The organism is Roseomonas haemaphysalidis, from assembly GCF_017355405.1.
GTDB lineage: Bacteria > Pseudomonadota > Alphaproteobacteria > Acetobacterales > Acetobacteraceae > Pseudoroseomonas > Pseudoroseomonas haemaphysalidis.
In genome coordinates this window covers 846,940-863,778 of the sequence record NZ_CP061177.1, presented here as the reverse complement: position 1 = coordinate 863,778, position 16,839 = coordinate 846,940, and the positions used below count along the sequence as shown (strand labels likewise).

General features: G+C 69.8%; 20 protein-coding genes. 5 read left to right on the top strand and 15 right to left on the bottom strand.

Features of this window, described 5'->3' with window-relative positions; translation table 11 throughout:
- The first annotated feature begins 21 nt into the window (after nucleotides 1-21).
- Entirely contained in the window at nucleotides 22-1,389 is a 1,368-nt protein-coding gene (locus IAI59_RS03910) for a FliI/YscN family ATPase (RefSeq protein ID WP_237180858.1), read from the top strand.
- A 12-nt stretch (nucleotides 1,390-1,401) separates the two neighbouring features.
- Here IAI59_RS03910 and IAI59_RS03905 read toward each other — a convergent pair whose 3' ends face one another.
- The 7 genes from IAI59_RS03905 to IAI59_RS03875 all read right to left on the bottom strand — a co-directional run bounded on the left by IAI59_RS03905 (nucleotide 1,402) and on the right by IAI59_RS03875 (nucleotide 6,476).
- Nucleotides 1,402-2,577, bottom strand: coding sequence for a DUF1217 domain-containing protein (locus IAI59_RS03905; RefSeq protein ID WP_207418516.1), 1,176 nt, complete (start codon nucleotides 2,575-2,577; stop codon nucleotides 1,402-1,404).
- The gene (locus IAI59_RS03900; protein ID WP_207418517.1) at nucleotides 2,574-2,861 is read right to left on the bottom strand and encodes a hypothetical protein; all 288 of its coding nucleotides are present in this window, start codon (nucleotides 2,859-2,861) and stop codon (nucleotides 2,574-2,576) included. Before IAI59_RS03900 ends, IAI59_RS03905 begins: the two co-directional genes overlap by 4 nt.
- Before the next feature lie 50 nt (nucleotides 2,862-2,911).
- Nucleotides 2,912-3,409: a flagellar biosynthesis repressor FlbT gene (locus tag IAI59_RS03895; protein WP_207418518.1), complete on the bottom strand. Its 498-nt coding sequence runs from the start codon at nucleotides 3,407-3,409 to the stop codon at nucleotides 2,912-2,914.
- Entirely contained in the window at nucleotides 3,409-3,831 is a 423-nt protein-coding gene (gene flaF, locus IAI59_RS03890; RefSeq protein ID WP_207418521.1) for a flagellar biosynthesis regulator FlaF, read from the bottom strand. The genes IAI59_RS03895 and flaF overlap by 1 nt, the downstream gene beginning before the upstream one ends.
- Nucleotides 3,832-3,977: 146 nt before the next feature.
- Nucleotides 3,978-5,651: a flagellin N-terminal helical domain-containing protein gene (locus tag IAI59_RS03885; protein ID WP_207418522.1), complete on the bottom strand. Its 1,674-nt coding sequence runs from the start codon at nucleotides 5,649-5,651 to the stop codon at nucleotides 3,978-3,980.
- 190 nt (nucleotides 5,652-5,841) lie between these two features.
- Nucleotides 5,842-6,225, bottom strand: coding sequence for a hypothetical protein (locus tag IAI59_RS03880; protein WP_207418523.1), 384 nt, complete (start codon nucleotides 6,223-6,225; stop codon nucleotides 5,842-5,844).
- Nucleotides 6,222-6,476, bottom strand: coding sequence for a rod-binding protein (locus tag IAI59_RS03875; protein ID WP_207418524.1), 255 nt, complete (start codon nucleotides 6,474-6,476; stop codon nucleotides 6,222-6,224). Before IAI59_RS03875 ends, IAI59_RS03880 begins: the two co-directional genes overlap by 4 nt.
- Before the next feature lie 196 nt (nucleotides 6,477-6,672).
- Here IAI59_RS03875 and IAI59_RS03870 point away from each other — a divergent pair, with 196 nt between their 5' ends.
- On the top strand, nucleotides 6,673-7,149 hold the full coding sequence (locus IAI59_RS03870; protein ID WP_207418526.1) for a hypothetical protein: 477 nt from the start codon (nucleotides 6,673-6,675) through the stop codon (nucleotides 7,147-7,149).
- Between the two features lie 46 nt (nucleotides 7,150-7,195).
- On the opposite strand, the gene IAI59_RS03865 is transcribed toward IAI59_RS03870, so the two are convergent.
- The 3 genes from IAI59_RS03865 to IAI59_RS03855 form a co-directional block, all read right to left on the bottom strand.
- On the bottom strand, nucleotides 7,196-7,978 hold the full coding sequence (locus tag IAI59_RS03865) for a bactofilin family protein (RefSeq protein WP_207418527.1): 783 nt from the start codon (nucleotides 7,976-7,978) through the stop codon (nucleotides 7,196-7,198).
- Between the two features lie 260 nt (nucleotides 7,979-8,238).
- Complete coding sequence (locus IAI59_RS03860; RefSeq protein WP_207418530.1) at nucleotides 8,239-8,880, bottom strand: hypothetical protein; 642 nt, start codon at nucleotides 8,878-8,880, stop codon at nucleotides 8,239-8,241.
- Nucleotides 8,881-8,967: 87 nt separating this feature from the next.
- Entirely contained in the window at nucleotides 8,968-9,285 is a 318-nt protein-coding gene (locus tag IAI59_RS03855; protein ID WP_207418532.1) for a methionyl-tRNA synthetase, read from the bottom strand.
- A 343-nt stretch (nucleotides 9,286-9,628) separates the two neighbouring features.
- Here IAI59_RS03855 and IAI59_RS03850 point away from each other — a divergent pair, with 343 nt between their 5' ends.
- On the top strand, nucleotides 9,629-11,377 hold the full coding sequence (locus IAI59_RS03850; protein WP_207418533.1) for a ParB/RepB/Spo0J family partition protein: 1,749 nt from the start codon (nucleotides 9,629-9,631) through the stop codon (nucleotides 11,375-11,377).
- Between the two features lie 19 nt (nucleotides 11,378-11,396).
- Here the strand turns inward: IAI59_RS03850 and IAI59_RS03845 are convergent, their stop codons facing one another.
- Nucleotides 11,397-11,801 carry a hypothetical protein gene (locus tag IAI59_RS03845; protein ID WP_207418534.1) on the bottom strand — a complete coding sequence of 135 codons (405 nt, stop codon included), beginning with the start codon at nucleotides 11,799-11,801 and terminating at the stop codon, nucleotides 11,397-11,399.
- Nucleotides 11,802-11,870: 69 nt separating this feature from the next.
- On the opposite strand from IAI59_RS03845, the gene IAI59_RS03840 reads away from it, so the two are divergent.
- The gene (locus IAI59_RS03840; RefSeq protein ID WP_207418535.1) at nucleotides 11,871-12,713 is read left to right on the top strand and encodes a trypsin-like peptidase domain-containing protein; all 843 of its coding nucleotides are present in this window, start codon (nucleotides 11,871-11,873) and stop codon (nucleotides 12,711-12,713) included.
- A gap of 6 nt (nucleotides 12,714-12,719) precedes the next feature.
- Here the strand turns inward: IAI59_RS03840 and IAI59_RS03835 are convergent, their stop codons facing one another.
- Nucleotides 12,720-13,403 (bottom strand): hypothetical protein, encoded by a 684-nt coding sequence (locus IAI59_RS03835; RefSeq protein ID WP_207418537.1) that lies wholly within the window; start codon nucleotides 13,401-13,403, stop codon nucleotides 12,720-12,722.
- A gap of 570 nt (nucleotides 13,404-13,973) precedes the next feature.
- Between IAI59_RS03835 and IAI59_RS03830 the strand changes: the two genes are divergently transcribed.
- The gene (locus IAI59_RS03830) at nucleotides 13,974-14,303 is read left to right on the top strand and encodes a hypothetical protein (RefSeq protein WP_207418538.1); all 330 of its coding nucleotides are present in this window, start codon (nucleotides 13,974-13,976) and stop codon (nucleotides 14,301-14,303) included.
- 18 nt (nucleotides 14,304-14,321) lie between these two features.
- Here IAI59_RS03830 and IAI59_RS03825 read toward each other — a convergent pair whose 3' ends face one another.
- From IAI59_RS03825 to IAI59_RS03815, 3 genes are read right to left on the bottom strand one after another with little or no spacing between them, the layout of a single operon-like run.
- Nucleotides 14,322-15,419, bottom strand: a complete 1,098-nt coding sequence (locus IAI59_RS03825; protein WP_207418540.1) for a flagellar basal body P-ring protein FlgI — start codon at nucleotides 15,417-15,419, stop codon at nucleotides 14,322-14,324.
- Between the two features lie 15 nt (nucleotides 15,420-15,434).
- A complete protein-coding gene (locus IAI59_RS03820) occupies nucleotides 15,435-15,764 on the bottom strand; it encodes a polysaccharide deacetylase (RefSeq protein WP_207418541.1) in 330 nt (109 codons plus the stop codon).
- 29 nt (nucleotides 15,765-15,793) lie between these two features.
- A complete protein-coding gene (locus IAI59_RS03815; protein WP_207418542.1) occupies nucleotides 15,794-16,837 on the bottom strand; it encodes a flagellin in 1,044 nt (347 codons plus the stop codon).
- Between the last annotated feature and the right edge of the window lie 2 nt (nucleotides 16,838-16,839).

Here is a 16,839-nt window from a genome sequence, read left to right as displayed (position 1 = left end):
CCGCAGAAGGCGACGACCACCATGGACCACTTCCGCAAGCTGGGCGCGCCGCGCCCCGCCACCGCCGCCGCCGCCACCTTGGCCGACGCACCGAGCCTTTTGCGTGCCCTGCCGCGTGCCACCCGCTGGGGCAGCCTAGCGGCCGTCCGCGGCAGCGCCCTGTCGGTGGAAGGCCTTGGCGGCGGCGTGGCGATCGGCGACCGGCTGATGGTGCGCCGCCCCGGCCAGCCGGCGATCCAGGGGGAATTCGTGGCCTTCGAGGGCCAGACCGCCGTCGCCGTGCCGGAAGGCGGCACGGAGGGACTGGCCCCGGGCGCGCGCATCTGGCTGGAGGAACCGCTGTCGCTGTCCCCATCCGATGCCTGGCTGGGCCGGGTGATCGACGGCCAGGGACGGCCGCTGGACGGCGGCGGGCCGCTGCCCGCCGGCCGCCGCCCGGTGCCGCTGCGTCGCGCCGCGCCCGACGCGCTGCGCCGCCGCATGGTAGGGCCCCGCCTGGAAACCGGACTGCGGGCGCTGGATGTCTTCGTGCCGATCTGCCGCGGCCAGCGCATGGGCATCTTCGCGGCGTCCGGCGTCGGCAAGTCGACGTTGATGGGCATGCTGGCGCGCAACGTGGAGGCGGACGTCATCGTCGTCGGGCTGATCGGCGAGCGGGGGCGCGAGGTGCGCGAGTTCCTGGACCACACGCTGGGCGAGGCGGGGCGTGCGCGGTCCGTCGTCGTGGTCTCGACCTCCGACCAGCCGGCGCTGGCGCGGCGCCGCGCGGCGCAGGCGACCCTGGCGGTGGCCGAGCACTTCCGCGCCGAAGGCAAGCAGGTGTTCCTGCTGCTCGATTCCGTGACGCGGCTGGCGCATGCCCAGCGCGAGATCGGCCTGGCCGCCGGCGAGCCCGCCACCGCGCGCTCCTACACCCCCTCGGTGTTCAACGAGCTGCCGGCGCTGCTGGAACGCGCCGGCCCGGGGCCGGAGGGAGAGGGCGACATCACAGCCGTCTTCACCGTGCTGGTGGATGGCGACGATCATGACGAACCGATCGCCGATGCCGTGCGCGGCATCCTGGACGGCCACCTGGTGCTGGACCGCCGCATCGGCGAGCGGGGCCGCTGGCCGGCGATCGACATCCTGCGTTCCGTCAGCCGCAGCCTGCCGCGCTGCCATTCGGAGGAGGAGAACGCCGCGCTGTCCAGCGCCCGCCGGCTGCTGGGCGCCTATGCCGACATGGCGGAGATGATCCGCCTCGGCGCCTATCGCGGCGGCAGCGACCCGCTGGTGGACCAGGCGATCCACCACCAGCCGGCACTGGAAGCCTTTCTGGCACAGTCCGTGGAAGAGCGCGCGGCGGCCGGGGCCGCTTTCGCGCGGTTGCGGGAGGTGCTGGCGGCATGACGCCGCCGCCCCTCAACCGCCCATGATCGAGAACAGCGCGGCGGCGCTGCTGCCGGAAAAGCTGTCGCCGCCCCAGGGGACCGGCTGCACCAGCCCCGCGAGGCCGGCGCCGCTGCTGGCCAGCGCCTGAGCCTCCGCCACGCTGGACTGCGCCACGTAGCGATCCAGCAACTTGGACAGCTTGGTGCCGTCCTTGAAGTCGGACAGGCTCATGCGGCGCTCCAGCGTCGCCTTCTGCTGATCCACGTCCAGCCGGCCGAAGCTGTCCGGCAGGCCCAGCACCTGCTGCACCACGCCCGCCAGGTTGCGATCGGCGATCACGCTGTACCAGCTCGTGACGCCGGGCAGGGTCCGCTTGGCATAGACCGCCTTGCGCAGCGTGTCGGAGCTTTCACCCAGCGATTCCTCGAAACGCGCCTGCGTGTAGAGCGATACCACGGCTTCGACGGTTGTGCCGTCCTTCACCTTGGGACCACCGATGGCGGCAACCGCGATGCTGCCGGTGTTGGTGGCCTGCAGGCTGGCACGCGCCGTGCTGCCGGGATCGGCCTTGAAGGCGAAATCCACCGCCGTGCCGCGGCCCCTGGCATCGCTGAACACCAGCTGGCCGCCAAGCGTGGTGACGGAGATGTTGCTGCTTTTGCCATCCGCCTTGCGAAAGGCCGCCTGCAGCGCGGCAGCGACGCCCTGGCGGCTGCCCAACCCGTCGAGCGACACGCCATCGACCTTGATGCCGCCGAAGCTGCCGCTGAAGCTGGCGAAGGTCTCGCCTTTGCCGATCCCTTCCACCACCACCGTGGCGCCCGACGGGACGGCGGAGATCTCGGGGATCACCAGCCCGCCATAGTTCAGCGCGGCGGCGATCTTCTGGTAGCGCGCATCGACCATCCGCGCGGCGACAGAGCCGGTGTCGGTGGGATTGCTGTCCAGCACCTTGCGCATCAGCGCATCCATGCCGACCTGCGCGTCCAGCCCATAGGCCTTGAGCACGATCTCCTGCAAGCGCCGGTCGGCCAGCAAATCCTTGGCGGTTGCCTTCTGCGGCAGCTTTTCCCGCAGATAAGCGATGTCGCGCTGCAGCAGCGCATCCTTGCTGAAAGCCTTGAAGTCGCCGACACTTTTGCCCTGCAGCATCTTCCAGCCGGCGACGCCGGCGGGAAGTCCCAGGTTGATCGCGCCGATGCTCATGCTTCGAACGAGGCCCCTTCGTCCAGCCGCGCCTCCCCGGGGTCATAGGCGGCGGGCAGGCGCAGCAGCAGGCGGTCCGTTTGCGGGTCCCGCAGCTCGGTATAAAGCCGCATGGTTTCGCCATCGAGCAGGACGTTCAGCACCGCGTCGCCCACCGGCGGGGGGCCGGCTGGCGGTACCGGCGCCGCCGGCGTCGCTTCCGTGGATGCAGCCCCCCGCGCCAGATCGGCGCGCGGGGCCGCCGGCGCCTCGCCGGAAGCCATGCCCTGGATTGGATCGATCATCGCATCAATTCCGGCTCTGCCTTGAGGGCGGCGAGATCGCCTCGCCAGGATCAGGGGGAAGGGGCCATCCGCAACTCGGTCCTGCCGTGGTGGACACGGGGCGGCTGCGGCGCGGCATCCGGCCGGGCCACCGCATCGCGCCGGAACCGCGCAGGGGGCGGCAGTTCCAGCAGCGCGGCCTCGTACATCACCAATTCCCGCAGCAAGGACAGCACGCGATAGGTGTTGCCATCGCGCATCTGTGCCTCCGCCTCATCCAGCAGGTCGATATGCTCGGACTTCAGGAACACGCCACGCAACCGGGCGACCTGTTCCAGAAATGCCTCGGCACTGCCGAGCACGGGGTGCGCGTTCAGCAGCACGCCCTGCGCCGCGAAATAGGCCCGGCGAACGGGCGTGGACGCATCGTCAGGCTGCAGCACATCCTTTTCACGGACGATCTGGGCCTTGGTTTCCACCATCAGGTAGGCGCGGCGGTCGCCATTGATGACCACGGCGCCGTTGATGAACAGGCGCTCGCCCGGGGCAAGCTTCAGGATCAGGGACATCACACGGGGTCCGGCTGGGCCGTGGCGCCAGGCTGCAGGCCCAGCATCACCGCGCGGTTGACGTCGATCAGCGCCTGCGGGCTTTTGCGCTCCCGCAGCACGCGGTCGCTTTCAGCGAAGACCCAGCGGGCCAGCGACAGCAGGCGGGCACGCAGCGTTTCCTCGCAACCGTTGCCATCGTCGGCGAGGTCGGCCGTGAAGGCGGTCCAGACCATGCGGTTCTCATGGATGGCAGCGGGCAAAGCCGCGGGCGAGGCAGCGAGGTGGGCAGCCTCCAGCGACGAGACCATGCGGGCGAGCAGGCGGTACTCGATGGCACGCGGGTCTTCCGTGGTGCGGATGACGGCACCGTAGGCGGACAGGGCACCGGTCGGGCGCTGAAGCGGCATGTTGGAAGCGTGGCTGACGGTGGCATGCAACATCGGATTCTTCCTTCGTCACGCGGCGGCCCCTCTGGGGCGTGCCGCGGCGATCGATCGCAGGGCCGGAACCGGCCGGCGGGCATGCCCGCCGGCCGGGCCGGTGAAGCCGTGAGCGGGCGGGGCCCAAGCCCCGCCCGGCCCGCCGGTTACTGGAACAGGCGCAGGATGCTCTGCGGCGCCTGGTTGGCGATCGAGAGAGCCTGGGTGCCCAGCTGCTCCTGCACCTGCAGGGCCTGCAGGCGGGCGGCTTCCTCCGACATGTCGGCGTCCACCAGGGTGCCGAGGCCCGAGGTCAGCGTATCGACCAGCTTGTCCATGAACTCCTTCTGCATGTCGACGCGCGCGCCGGCGGAGCCGAAGGCGGCGGCCGCGTTGGTCGCCGTCTTCATCAGCTCGTCGACGTTGCTCAGCATGGTGCCGTAGTCGGTGGTCACCGGCTGGAAGGAGCTGAACTTGTTGGCAGGAACCGGGGTCGTCGTCTGCTCATCACCACCGTACGCCTTGATGGTCAGGGTGTTGCCAACAACGGTGACGCCCATCTCCGTGGCCGAGGCGGTAGCGGCGAAGTCGGCGTTGGAGGCGGGGTTGATCGCCGCCAGGAACGCCGCGGCGATGTTGTCGCCATCGTATTCGCCGGCATTGTTCTTGACGTTGGCGTCATCCAGCTTGATGGCACGGTACTGGATGTTGTTGACGGTGTCGGCGGACTGGTACTCGGCGCCGGCCGCGAAATCGTTGGTCGCCTTCAGCACCATGGTCTTCTCGGTGGTGCCCACCTTGTACTTGAAGGTGAAGGTCTCGCCTTCCTTCAGGGCGGTGCCATCCTGGAACGCGAAGCTGCTGCCGCTGTAGTTCTCGATCGACGTGGTGCTCGCGGTACGGGCGGTCAGCTTGGTGCCGGACACGCTGCTGATCGCGAAGTCGCCCGACTGCGTCAGGCGGTCCTTGGCGGAGATGCGCAGTTCGCCGGTGTCGGTGGTCGCGTGGAAGGTGGCGGCGAAGTCCTTGTCGGCGTTCAGCGCGGTGGCCAGGTCGGTCGCGGTCTGCACGGTGGAGGCGATGTTCTTGACCGTCAGGCTGCGCGTGGCGCCCGTGGCATCCTTGTAGCCGACCGTCAGATCACCGGCGGTGTTGGTGATCATGTTGCTGTTGGGGGTGGCGGTCGCATTGTAGGTGCCGGCCGTGGTGGCGAAGAAGGTGGTGCCCATCGCCTTCTGATCGGCGGTCACGTCGGCCACCGACGCGTCGTTGAACAGCTGGTCGCCGCGCGACACCACGGACAGGGTGGACAAGCCGTTCAGGTCGCCGCCGGCGGCGGTGCTGAGGTTGACCTTCTCGACGTTGATATAGGACGGGACGCTGACGCCGTTGACAACGTTGACCGAGGCAACGATCCGCTCCTGGCCTTCGCCGTTCATCAGGTTGACGCCCTTCAGCGCCGAGCCCTGAACCGTCGACTCAACCTGCTTCACGAGCTCGTCGATGTCAGCCTGGATCGTGCGGCTGTCCAGCACGCCCTGCTGGGCGGCCGTGATCTTGGTCTTGATCTGCGTGATCAGGTTGGACACCGCCTCGCCGCCCGACTGCGCCGTGCTCAGCACCGAGGAGGACAGGGACAGGTTCTCGCTGACCTGCTTGAAGTTGGAGATGTCCGAGCGCATCGAGGTGGCCACGGCCCAGGTCGCCGCGTTGTCCTTGGCGGTGGAAACCTTCAGGCCGGTGGAGATACGGTTCTGCGTGCTCAGCAGGCTCTTCTGCGTCGCCTTCAGCGACTGCAGGGCCGTCATTGCACCGTTGTTCGTGAGGATGGAGCTGACCATGATTGCGCCCTTCGAGGGTTCCGGTTTTGGGAGCGCCTTCTGACGCGGTCATCGCGTGCTGGCCGTTCGACCGGTCCAACCGCGATGAGGATTTCTACCAGAGCCAAATTATTTTTCGCAAGCGCCGCGTGTGCCTATCCGATGTTTTTCGCGAAACGGCCGGACGCCCTGTCCGGCCCCGCCGACCACGTCATGCGGTGCGGTCAAGGCTCGCCGCCAGCGTGTGGCGCAGCGGCCGCTTGCGGGGCCCTGGAAAGGCACTGCCCTGCGGCCCGTAGACGCCAGGATTTGCCGCTTCCGACAGGTCGGTCCGCAGCTTCTGCCGCAGCGTATCCAGCGCATCGGCGACCGCACCCAGCACCAGGGCGTTTTCCTCGGCCGCCGCCGCCATGCGGCGCAGCGCCACGCGCTCCACCTCGCTGTCCGGCGGTCCAAGATGCGACAGCGCGACCATCGCCTCGCGCTTTTCTTCCATCAAGGCCCGCAGAACCGGAAGGGGTGCGGCGCCCGCGACCTCGGTTTCCCGCCACAGCACCGCCTGCAGGCGCGCGGCGGCGGCGATCAGCGCGCTCACCGGCCGTTCCCCACGGGGTTGGGCCGTCCGGCAATGACCCGCTCGATCGCCGGCGCCAAGCCGATGCTGCCGCGCGCCGCCATCGCCTCGCCCAGGGCATTGTCCATGAAGCTGTCGAAGGCGCCAGCGCCGGGCCCGCCATCCATCAGGCCCTGGCGTTTTTCCGGCCGCGCGGCGCTGAGCATGTCAGACGCGAAGCTGGCTTCCAGTTGGCGGGCCAGGCGGCGGCCCGCGGGTTGGACGGCATCCATCGTAAGAGACCTTTCCCGTGTTCACGGATTCGTGTGGTTATTCCTGGCATTTGATGGCCCCGGGCTTAAAGGGGCATCAACTGTTTTTCGCATATCATGGCCACGCAACTGGGCCCGCCAGAACGGATGGCCATCCCGATCTCCAGAAGGAGTCATCCGCCGCGCAAAACAGCGCGGCCAGACAGGATCGACCGCCATGGGCGAGACGATGGGCGAGGCGTGGAGCAGCTTCGACGAGGATGACGACGAGGCACCCGGCCCCGCGATGCCCCGCCGCCGGCAACAACAGCGCCGCCGCGCCCTGGCCGCCGAGCTGCGCGGCGAATTCGACCGCCGGCTGTTGTCGGGCGAGGACATCCTGACGCTGTCGCGCGCCTTCGGCATCGAGCCCTGGTACGCGCAGCGCCGTGCCAAGCGGGTGCTGGAACGCAGCCGCGACCGGGACATCTCCCCCTTTCTCAACATCGCCTGCGAAGCCGAGGAAGAGCTGACGCCGCTGCAATATGCCTGCCGCCTGCTGGGTCCCCGCGTGCGGCCGCTGCGCAACGGCTACTACGTGCTGGACGGCCAGCAGGCCGGCCCGAAGGAAGTCACCCGCGCCGCCAACCGCCTGCTGCGGGAGCGGGGGCAGAGCGAGATCCCGTATCCGGGCCTGACGCCGCTGTACAACTGACGGCAGGCTGCCGGGGCAGGCCATGGATGCCGGCCCCGGCCCGCGCTCAGGCCGCCGCGACGGCGATCGGCGCCGTGGTGGCGACCGGTGGCGCCACCGTCTCGGCCGGCAGCGTGGCGGCGGTATCGCGCAGGCTGTCTTCCAATGCCACCAGCTCCTGCACGCCGTCCTCGGCCAGGGCGGCAGACGCGCCGGCGGCGGCCTGAGCCACCTCGGCCAGTTCCTGCAGCGCGGCCTCGGCGGCGGCCACCAGGGCGGCGGTCTGCAGTTCGGCATCCACCGGCGCAACCACCTCGGCCGCCGCGCTGACGGGCAGCGGGGCCGCTTCCTCCGGCACCGCCGGTTCGCGGCGCCGGTGCAGGCCGTGCACGCGGGCGCCGCGCTCGATGCCGATCTCCTCGTACACCAGCTCGGCATCGACCATCGCGGTGCGGCTGATCTCGATGTCACGCGCCACCAGGGTGCCGCGCAGCGTGCCGTTGACGACCGCGTGCTCGACCGTCACCAGCCCCTCGATCAGCCCGCCCGGCTCGATCACCACGGAGGCCGCCTGCAGCTCGCCCCGCAACACGCCCTCGATTCGCACAGCGCCGCGCGAACGCAGGCGGCCTTCCATTTCGCTGTCGGCGGCGATCAGCATGGCCACAGGTTCCGGCACGGCCGGCCGCACCACCGTGGCAGCGGAAGGGGCCGGGCGCGGCGGCGGCGTCAGCACCGGCATCTGCCGCGGGGCGGCGGCGGGGGCCAGCACCGCACCATCCGCCGTCAGGTCGATGCGCTCATAGGTGATGCGCGGCTCCGCGCCGCTGGGCTTGCCGAAGAAGCTCATCTTTCCGTCCCGTTCTAGGAGGGCCATCCGCCCCGACGCCCGGGGCGGCCGTGGACCGCTGCAGCCGTTCTAAGTATTTCGCATTCCCATTGCAACAGTTTCGCATGGTATGGCGCGCGGATTCCTGTGAACGGCGATTCTGTCCTCACCTGTGGCCGGCGGGCCGTCCCGCTCTGGGGTCAGGGAACACGCCATCCTGGAAGAAGGGCCGAGGCGGCCGGGGTGCACGGCAGGCAAGGCCCTGATGCGAAGTGCCGCCCTCAGCCAGCTGCGTGCAGGCGCGCCCCATGGGCTTTGGGGTCGTGCAGCCCTGCCAGCACCAGCACCTCGTCCAGGTGCTGGCCTTCGCGCAACGCAGTGACGTAAGCAGCCAGCGAGCGCGCCGCGGGTGGGCTCCCGGCCATCCGCTCTGGCAGGAAGACGCCGTCATCGGCCGGTGCGTGGAAAGGATTGTCGAGCTGCGGCAGGTGGAGTTCGCGCAGTGCATCCACGGCGGCAGCCAGGGCCGCCTGCTCGACCAGCATCGCCGCCACGCCCAGGGGGCGGCGGCGGGCCCGCAGCGCGGACAGGTCTTCCGGCGACAGGATCGCCAGGGGCCAGGCGCAGGCGATGTCCTGCAACAGGGATTCAAAACGGCGGACGGGTGCCAGATGCGTGCCGCCCTCAGCTTCCGGCAGCGTGCCCTGGTCGATGCACCAGCGCCGCAGCGCTTCCGCCAGCGTGCCCGGGATGCGGCGCGGGCCGATGCGGATGGCGGACCGCCGCGCGGCCTCGGCAGCCTGCTCCGCCCAGTGATCGGCGGCAGCGGCGCTGGCGAAGCCGCCCCGGCTGAAGGCGGCCGGGCCCGAACCCAGCCGCACCATCCAGCCGCCTTGCGGATCGGGAAGCGGGCGCGCCGCCATGCCGGCCTCCTCTTCGCTGCGGCCCGGCAGCAAAGCCGGGGACCCAGGCGAAGGCAAGCCGTCGCGCAGGCTCAGGCCAGGGCAGGCTCAGGCCAGGGCCGGCTCGGCCGTGACCGGGGCCGGCGGGCCGAACACCGTGGGGGCGACGGGCCAGGCAGCGCCCTGGCGCAGCAGCGGCGCGAATTCTTCCGGCAGCCGTGCCTCGATCGCCACCGCGGCGCCATCGATCTCCACCGCGCCACCGGCCAGCAGGCGGGTTTCCAGCTCCACGCTCCGCGCGGCGGGGTCGGCCAGGCGCAGCGTTTCCCGCACCTGGGCCAGGGCGGCGCCGCGCAGCGCTTCCAGAACCTCGGCGCGGCTCAGTCGGATGGTGTGGCTGACGAAGAAGGGGGCGGGGCGGGTCATCAGGCTTCTCCTATATGTTTTCGCATTTCTGTGATGCGGCGCCGGCATTTGGCGGCACCGCGTTTCTAGCAGACCGGCGCCCGTTCTGCCATATTTCGCTTCGAGACAATGATGAAACAATTCCAACCTTCCGCAGTGCCTTGTCCCGGACCACCCGCATGGCCGGCCGGGTCCAAGGCCCTGTATTCACAGGGCGCTGGCCTCGCTCACCCGGGCAGCCGCAGCGTGGTGCTGACGAATTCGTCAATTTTTGCTTATAGCCAGGAACGCGAAAAAACAGTAAACGGCGGAAAGGCGCAGCAGGCCAACCGGGCCTGGCGCGGGATATCGAAAGGGGCACTCCATGGCACGCGCGAAAGCCGCCCAGCGGGCGCAGACAGGGGCCGCCGCCATCCAGCAGGCCGGTCGCATCGTGCAGGTTCAGGGCGGCGGCGCTGACATGCCGGGCTTCTCGATCGAGCTGGTGACGCCGGACAGCGCGGCCAAGCTGCTGCAAAGCCGCCGGCCCGGTGCCGGCGACAATCCCGTGGCCATCAATGCCTATGCCGAATCGATGCGCGAAGGCCGCTGGATCCTCAACGGCATGCCGCTGATCCTGTCGCGCGGCGGCGTGCTGCTGGACGGCGTGCAGCGGCTGCGTGCCTGCATCAAGGCGGGCGTGCCCTTTCTGACCGTGCTGGCGCAGAACATCCCCGACGACGTGCTGCACACCATCGACCAGCAGCGCCGCCGCTCCTTCGCGGGCGTGCTGGAAACGCGGGGCATCCTGCATGCCCACGCGCTGCAGTCGGCGCTGGTCAAGCTGATCCGCTATGACGACGGCACCATGCTGCGCGGCGCCGGCACCGCCGCCTGGTCGCGCATGGACCGCGTGCTGCGCGCCAACCCCGATCTCGAGGCGGCGGTGGGGCAATCGCTGGACAGCCCCGCCACCGCGCTGTCCGAAGCGGTGCGCACGCCGCTGATGTTCATGGGCCTGCGGGTGGATGCCGAGGCGACGCTGCGCTTTCTCGACGCCGTCGCCGACCCGGAGCGCTATTCGCCGATGGAACCCGGCGCCCGGGTGCGCGACCTGATCGACATCACGCGCGGCGATCCCACCACGCGCATGAAGCCGGTGACGCTGTTCGCGGTCTGCATCAAGGCGCTGAACGCCACCTTCAGCGGCCGGCACCTGCGCAGCTATACCTGGCTGGACAAGACCGCCAACCCCACCAAGGGCGAGGACTTTCCGGCACTCGACGGCTACAAGGGCCTGACCGACCCGGGCCACGCCGACGAGACGGAGGCCACCGAAACCAAGCTGCGCGAGGCGGTGGAAAAGCTCGCCGCCGAGGATGGCGTGTTTCCGCTGGCGATCGAGACGGTGACGCCGGCGATGGCCAAGCGCTACCTCACGCACAACACGCTGAACCGCAAGATCGTGGCCGCGCACGTGGACGCCATCGCGCGCGACATCCGTGCCGGCAACTGGATGATGAACGCGCAGCCCATCTGCTTCGCGCGCGACGGCCGGCTGCTGAATGGCCAGCATCGGCTGTCCGCCGTGATCCAGGCCGGCGAATCGATCGAGGTGCCGGTGATGCGCGGCCTGCCGGAGGCGGCCTATGCCACCTACGACATCCACGCCAAAAAGGGCCCGCAGCTTGGTGCCGGCTTCGAGAACTTCGGCGACCGCCCATTGGTGGCCGCCGCCGCCGTGCTGCTGTGGAAGCGGGAATTGAAGCCGAGCGGCATCCGCAACGCCAAGCCGACGCCGTCCGAGGTGATGAAGATCGTCGAGCAGCACCCGCGTCTGCTGGAGCTACGCACCTTTGGCCGCAAGATGATCGAGTTCGGCCGCGGCTCCGTGCTGGCCTACGCCGCCTATTGCATCGAGCGTGACAGTCCTGAACTCGGCCGCGTGTTTCTGGAACGCTTCGAAACCGGCGCCGACCTGCCGCGCGGGCACCTGATCTTGGAACTGCGCAAGCGGATGCAGATCCTGCGGCGCGAGCGGGTGAGCCAGGAAGACCAGCTGAAGGAAATGCTCGGCGCCTGGGCGCGCTTCAAGGATCATCCGGATCTGGATCGGCTGAAGCGGGCAAGCTGACCGGCGGAACGCCGAGGGATCAGCGACGCCGCAGCAGTTCCGCATCCTCCGCCGCCCGCTCCACCCGGCGCGCCGCCTCCAGCCGGGCCGCCCGCGCCGCGCTGTCGGCCGCGATCTCCAGGCGCTTGGTTTCGGTGAAAGCCTCCCGCAGCGTGGCGCGCACGACTTCCTCGTCCGCGCGGCACTGTGCCAGCACCTGCGCCAAGCCGCGGCGGCGGCGTTGCGCCTGGCGGGCCCAGTCGGTCCATGCGGCCATGTCCGCGGCGTCGCCCCGCGCGTGGGCGGCTTCGGTCGCAGCCAGGGCGTCATGCGCCGCCAGTGCTTCGGCGGCCTGGCCGGCGTTGCGTTCCGCCTCGGCCAGCGCTGTGCGGTGCGAATCGGCGCGCTGACGGGCCAGGCGGATGAGGATGGGAAGGCCGCGCAATCGGCAAGCTCCGTGGATGGCAGGCTGGTGTCGGATGCGAGCCACTGTTATAGCATGTTTGTTTTTCGCATGAAGGGCAAGATGCAGGCAGGACGCTGGGGCTTGGGCCTGATCGTGGCGGGGGCGGTGCTGGCGGCGCTGGGGGCCGGGGCTTCCGCCTGGACCGGCCGGGCCGTACCGGCACCCCTGCCCGCCGTGGCGGGGGGGTTCTCGGCATCCGCCTTCGCGGTGGCACCCGGGGTGTTGGTGACCAATGCCCATGTGGCGCTGCGCTGCCAGGCGCAGGACCGGCCGTTGCGGGTGGAAGGCCAAGGCGGGCCGTGGCAGCTGGCCATGCTGGATGCAGACGCGGACCTTGCGCTGCTGCGCGGCCCTGCGGGCGGCATGTCGGTGCTGCCGCTGTCGGCGGGGCTGCGTTTGCCGCGCGGCACGCCGGTGCTGGCGCTGGGCTTTCCCATGACGGACGAGCCCCGCCGCGCCGGGATGCTGCGGGCCGCGCGCGGCATGGTGCTGCGCGCGGCGCTGACGGTGCACGACCCGGCGGGCGGGCAGGCGGTCAGCTTCGTTGCCACCGATCAGAACGGGCAGGAGGTGGCACCCAGCTGGGACGATGGCCTGCGTTACTTCGGCGCCGCGCAGGCCGAACGGCTGCGCTGGCGGCTGGAAATCGGCGCGCCCGCCGCAGGCGGCAGCTCTGGCGGACCGGTGCTCGATGCTGCGGGACAGGTCGTGGGCGTGGTCTACGCCGGTGGACGCGGGCTGACAGCGGCCATTCCGTTGGAGGACCTGCGCGCCCTGCTGGCCCGTGCCGGCGTGGTGCCGCTGCTGCGACCGCCGTCCCATGCCGCCACCACGGATTGGGATGCGCTGGAAGACGGTGCCGCGCGGGGCGTGGCACGCATCACCTGCTGAGGATGCTCAGGCGGCGAACGCCGCCCTTTCGTTTGGCGCGTCCGTAGCGTCGGCCGCGGGCATCGCCGCGGCTTCGCCAAGGCCGGCCAGGCGCGCGGCCAGGGCGCCGTGGCCACCAGCCACCAGTTCCACACAGAGATCGCGCCGGGCGGCCTGCAGGCCAAGGCTGTCCGGCCCTTCGCCCGACAGCATCGGGGCCTCATCCGGCAGGGCACTGCCATCGGCGCAGCAATGACCCGGCGGCAGGACCCAAAGCCGCTCGGCATAGCCCCGCGCGGCGTGGGGGGCATGCTTGGCGCCACGGTCGGGCTGGCCGGCCAGCAGATACACCTGGCCATCGGTGGCAATGCGGCGGTGCAGCTGGCCGCCCCGCGGCAACGCGCCGGCAAGTTCCCATTCGCTACCGACAACCAGGCCCAGCAAGGCATTCAGGCGACGCGTGGCTTCCGGACGCGCCAGGATGGCGGCGACGCTGGCGGCGGCGCCCACGGTCCGAAGCTGCTGGGCCGTGGCAACCAGCTGCTGTTGTAAGGCGGACTGCATGGCACAGGCCGGGGCTTCCAGGCGGAGCTCCAGAGACAGGTCACGATATTCCGGGGTCAGCATGTCAGACCCACTTGCCATGCGCAGCAGGCACAGGCGGTCCAGCGCTTGGGCGGCGTTGTTCAGCAGCAGCGTCAGTCCCAGCATTCTTGCTCTCCGCCATAGCGACCGGCCGGGTGTTTTAAGCCACCCAAACTCGCGTCTTACGTGTGTAAGATTTTTCTAACTCTCTTTTTTGGTTCTGTCACACCACTTCGTGATTGCGGCCTCAGACACGGTTTTTGTTGAAAATCATGGCTTTAGAAGATTGCCACATAGATTTCCCCCGATACACGTCCTGCGTGCATCAAAGTTTTCTGTGCCATCATCGAGACGAATGACAGATTTTGACGTATTTTGAGACAAATCCCGATGAATGGATGTCGCCTCTATGCGCAATCAGTTCTTTGTTTGCACGATCTGCATCGGAATCGCGCCGTGCTCATCGGCATGGTCTCAAACGCCGTCGCCATGGCAGCAGACGGCGCCAGTCTATGGCGTGCCGACCTACCGGCCGAACCCGGCCGAACGCCTTCCCCCATTGATACAGCTTGATGCCACAGCCCTGTTGGAACCCCCGCCTCCGCCACCGGCCGAGCCCCCGCCCCAGCAGCGCCCGATGTTCAGCAACGGCTGGACGCGGGATGGCTTCGGTGGCCAGCCGCGCGGGTGGCGTTGATGCCGCAAACCGGATGGGTGCTGCTGCACCAGGGCCTGGGCCTGTATGTCGGGCGATCGCCGGCGCTGTCCTACTGGTCCAAGCTGAACGGCGCCGGACGCGTTGCCGTCGCCACCTTCCCCACCGAGGCCAAGGCCCGCTGGCATGTCGACCTGTGGGAAGGCGGCTGGCCAGAGGACCACGACCGAGCCGGACTGAGCTTGCACCCGGTGGTGGTGGATTTGCCGGATGGCTGGGCCAGCCTGACGGCGATCCGTGCCGCCGGGTTGGGGGAGCACCTGGGAGAACTGGCGCACCAAGGCTGGCGCGCCGCTCCCGGGCAGTGTTGAGGCAACGAGGGCCAAGCGTCAGATGAACTGCAGCTCGGCATGCAGCGCGCCGCTGGCCTTCAATGCGTTCAGCACCGAGATCAGGTCCCGCGGCGCCAGCCCCAGGGCGTTCAGGCCGTCCACCAGCGCTTGCAGGGTGTTGGCGCGGGGCAGCACCGCCAGGCGTCGCCCGCGCTGGTCGTCCACCTCTACCTGGGTGCGTGGCAGCACCACCGTCTCGCCGTTGGACAGCGGGCCGGGCTGGCTGGCCACCGGCGTTTCCGTGACGCGGATCACCAGGTTGCCGTGGGTGATCGCCACCGGGTCCACCCGCACCTGCGCCCCCACCACGATGGTGCCGGTGCGCTCGTCCACCACCACGCGGGCGGTGGTCTCGGGCCGCACGGACAGCGCCTCCATCTGCGCCACCATCGCCGGCAGGCGGTCGCGGAAACCGAAGGGGATCTTCATCTCCACCGTGGCGAGGTCCAGCGCCGTGGCGCTGCCGGGGCCGAACTTGGCGTTCAGCACCTCCTCGATCCGGTTGGCGGTGGTGAAGTCGGGCGAGCGCAGCGCCAGGCGGATGGTATCGACATTGCGCAGGCTGAGCGGCACCTCGCGCTCCACCAGCCCGCCGCCGGGCACCCGCCCCTGGGTGGTGACGCCGGAGGAGATGCTTTGCGCCTGCCCGGCGGCCGCGAAGCCGCCCACCACCACCGGCCCCTGCGCCACGGCATAGACCTCGCCATCCGCGCCCAGCAGCGGCGTGACGATCAGCGTACCGCCGTTCAGGCTGCGGCTGTCACCCAGCGAGGACACCTGCACGTCGATCGGCGTACCTTGCCGCGCAAAGGGCGGCAGCGTGGCGGTGACGATCACGGCGGCGGTGTTGCGCGTCTGCACCCGGGCATCCGCCACGTTGATGCCCATGCGCTCCAGCATCGCCGTCAGGCTCTGCTGCGTGAAGGGCGTGTTGCGCAGCTGGTCGCCGGTGCCCTGCAACCCGATGACCAGCCCGTAGCCCACCAGCTGGTTGCCGCGCACCCCCTCGATGGACACGATGTCCTTGAGCCGCACCTGGGCGGCGGCCGGCAGCGCCAGCAAGCAGGCGAACAGGAAGACAAGCAGGCGCGGCATTGGTCCGCTCCCCCTTCAGGCGTGGTAGCGCAGGCCGGACGCCACCAGCGCGTCCAGCGGCAGCATCGCGGGGTCGAGGCCGAGCAGCGTGCGCAGCGTGCCCAAAGCGTCCTGCAGGCGCAGCGCGGCGTTCGCGGTGCTGGCCGGCAGCATCGCCGCGGCACCACGCCACAGCAGCACCGCGGCATCGCGGGCCAGCGGCGTCGCCAGCATGAAGGCCTCGCCGCAATCCTCGGCCGAGCAGCCGAGGGCCTCGGCCATCGCGGCATAGGTGGCGACGTCCTCCGGCTCCAGCGCCAAAGGCACATAGGGAGTGGCGGCGATGGCATGGGCTTGTGCGGTCATGGCGGATTCTCCGTGTTTCGCAGATGGGGTCAGAGGTAGTTCACCAAGCTCAGCTTCGACAGCTGGGCGGTGATCGAGTAGGTGGCCTGCAGCTGGATCTGCAGCGCGCTGACTTGGTCGGACAGCGTGTAATAGTCCGCCGCCTCCAGGTCGTTGATCTGCGCGGTGGTGGCGTCCATGGCGCGGGCCTGCACCTCGGCCACCCGTTCCAGCCGCGCCTGCTTGCTGCCGAGCGAGCCCGCCAGCGTGGTCAGCGAGGACTGCGCGCCGCGCATCAGCTCGCCGGCCCGGTCAGCCAGCGCGACCTTCGCGCCTTCCTGCAGCTTGTCGCTGCCCAGAAGCGAGGTCAGCGCCAGGGCATGGAAGGCGTCCTTGAAGGCCGCGTTGTCGGCGCGCACGTCGTAGGACAGCGTCTGCCCCTCGCCGATGCGCACCAGGTTGGGGTCGCTGTCCCCCGTGGTGCTGGCCGACCCGTAGTATGTGGCGTGAAAGGCCGATGCCGGCCCGCCGAACACGGCTGTCTCGATATCCGCCATCAGGCTGGCCGCCTGCGCCTCGTCCAGGGCCGCGCCGCCATTGGCGGCGACGGCGGCATCCAGCATGGATCGCATCTGCGCCGGCAGCGCCGCGATGTTCTGGATCGGCCGCGCGGCGCTGTCGGTACCGCCAAACACCTTCTGCCCCTGGAAGTCGGTGTTCAGCAGGTCGGCGATGGAGGCCATCACGTCCGGCGCGTCATTGGCCAGCATGGGGAAGCTTTGCTGCTTCAACACGTCCGCCTGCAGGATCTGCGCGGAGATGTCGGTCATGACCTTGCCGACAGAGGTCATGGCGGTCTGCATGGTCTTCATGCGCTCGCCGGCCAGCCCGGCGCTGTTCTTCAGCGCGCCGCCCTGCTGCACGTCGTCGTGCAGCCGGTACAGCAGCGCGGCGCCGACGCCCAGCTCCCGCGTCGGGTCGCTTTTGCGGCCGGAAGAAATCTCGGCCGTGCTGCGGGCGATCTGCGCCTGCAACGCCTGCAGGTTGCTGCGGCGGCCAATGGCGACGCCGGCGGGGGAAACGCGGTCCATCATCG

What these genes read in the sequence shown, in the direction of transcription:
- IAI59_RS03910 (WP_237180858.1), top strand. Translation starts at nt 22, where the DNA reads ATGGACCACTTCCGCAAGCTGGGCGCGCCGCGCCCCGCCACCGCCGCC.
- IAI59_RS03905 (WP_207418516.1), bottom strand. Translation starts at nt 2,577, where the DNA reads ATGAGCATCGGCGCGATCAACCTGGGACTTCCCGCCGGCGTCGCCGGC.
- IAI59_RS03900 (WP_207418517.1), bottom strand. Translation starts at nt 2,861, where the DNA reads ATGATCGATCCAATCCAGGGCATGGCTTCCGGCGAGGCGCCGGCGGCC.
- IAI59_RS03895 (WP_207418518.1), bottom strand. Translation starts at nt 3,409, where the DNA reads ATGTCCCTGATCCTGAAGCTTGCCCCGGGCGAGCGCCTGTTCATCAAC.
- flaF (WP_207418521.1), bottom strand. Translation starts at nt 3,831, where the DNA reads ATGTTGCATGCCACCGTCAGCCACGCTTCCAACATGCCGCTTCAGCGC.
- IAI59_RS03885 (WP_207418522.1), bottom strand. Translation starts at nt 5,651, where the DNA reads ATGGTCAGCTCCATCCTCACGAACAACGGTGCAATGACGGCCCTGCAG.
- IAI59_RS03875 (WP_207418524.1), bottom strand. Translation starts at nt 6,476, where the DNA reads ATGGATGCCGTCCAACCCGCGGGCCGCCGCCTGGCCCGCCAACTGGAA.
- IAI59_RS03870 (WP_207418526.1), top strand. Translation starts at nt 6,673, where the DNA reads ATGGGCGAGACGATGGGCGAGGCGTGGAGCAGCTTCGACGAGGATGAC.
- IAI59_RS03865 (WP_207418527.1), bottom strand. Translation starts at nt 7,978, where the DNA reads ATGAGCTTCTTCGGCAAGCCCAGCGGCGCGGAGCCGCGCATCACCTAT.
- IAI59_RS03860 (WP_207418530.1), bottom strand. Translation starts at nt 8,880, where the DNA reads ATGGCGGCGCGCCCGCTTCCCGATCCGCAAGGCGGCTGGATGGTGCGG.
- IAI59_RS03855 (WP_207418532.1), bottom strand. Translation starts at nt 9,285, where the DNA reads ATGACCCGCCCCGCCCCCTTCTTCGTCAGCCACACCATCCGACTGAGC.
- IAI59_RS03850 (WP_207418533.1), top strand. Translation starts at nt 9,629, where the DNA reads ATGGCACGCGCGAAAGCCGCCCAGCGGGCGCAGACAGGGGCCGCCGCC.
- IAI59_RS03840 (WP_207418535.1), top strand. Translation starts at nt 11,871, where the DNA reads ATGAAGGGCAAGATGCAGGCAGGACGCTGGGGCTTGGGCCTGATCGTG.
- IAI59_RS03835 (WP_207418537.1), bottom strand. Translation starts at nt 13,403, where the DNA reads ATGCTGGGACTGACGCTGCTGCTGAACAACGCCGCCCAAGCGCTGGAC.
- IAI59_RS03830 (WP_207418538.1), top strand. Translation starts at nt 13,974, where the DNA reads ATGCCGCAAACCGGATGGGTGCTGCTGCACCAGGGCCTGGGCCTGTAT.
- IAI59_RS03825 (WP_207418540.1), bottom strand. Translation starts at nt 15,419, where the DNA reads ATGCCGCGCCTGCTTGTCTTCCTGTTCGCCTGCTTGCTGGCGCTGCCG.
- IAI59_RS03820 (WP_207418541.1), bottom strand. Translation starts at nt 15,764, where the DNA reads ATGACCGCACAAGCCCATGCCATCGCCGCCACTCCCTATGTGCCTTTG.
- IAI59_RS03815 (WP_207418542.1), bottom strand. Translation starts at nt 16,837, where the DNA reads ATGATGGACCGCGTTTCCCCCGCCGGCGTCGCCATTGGCCGCCGCAGC.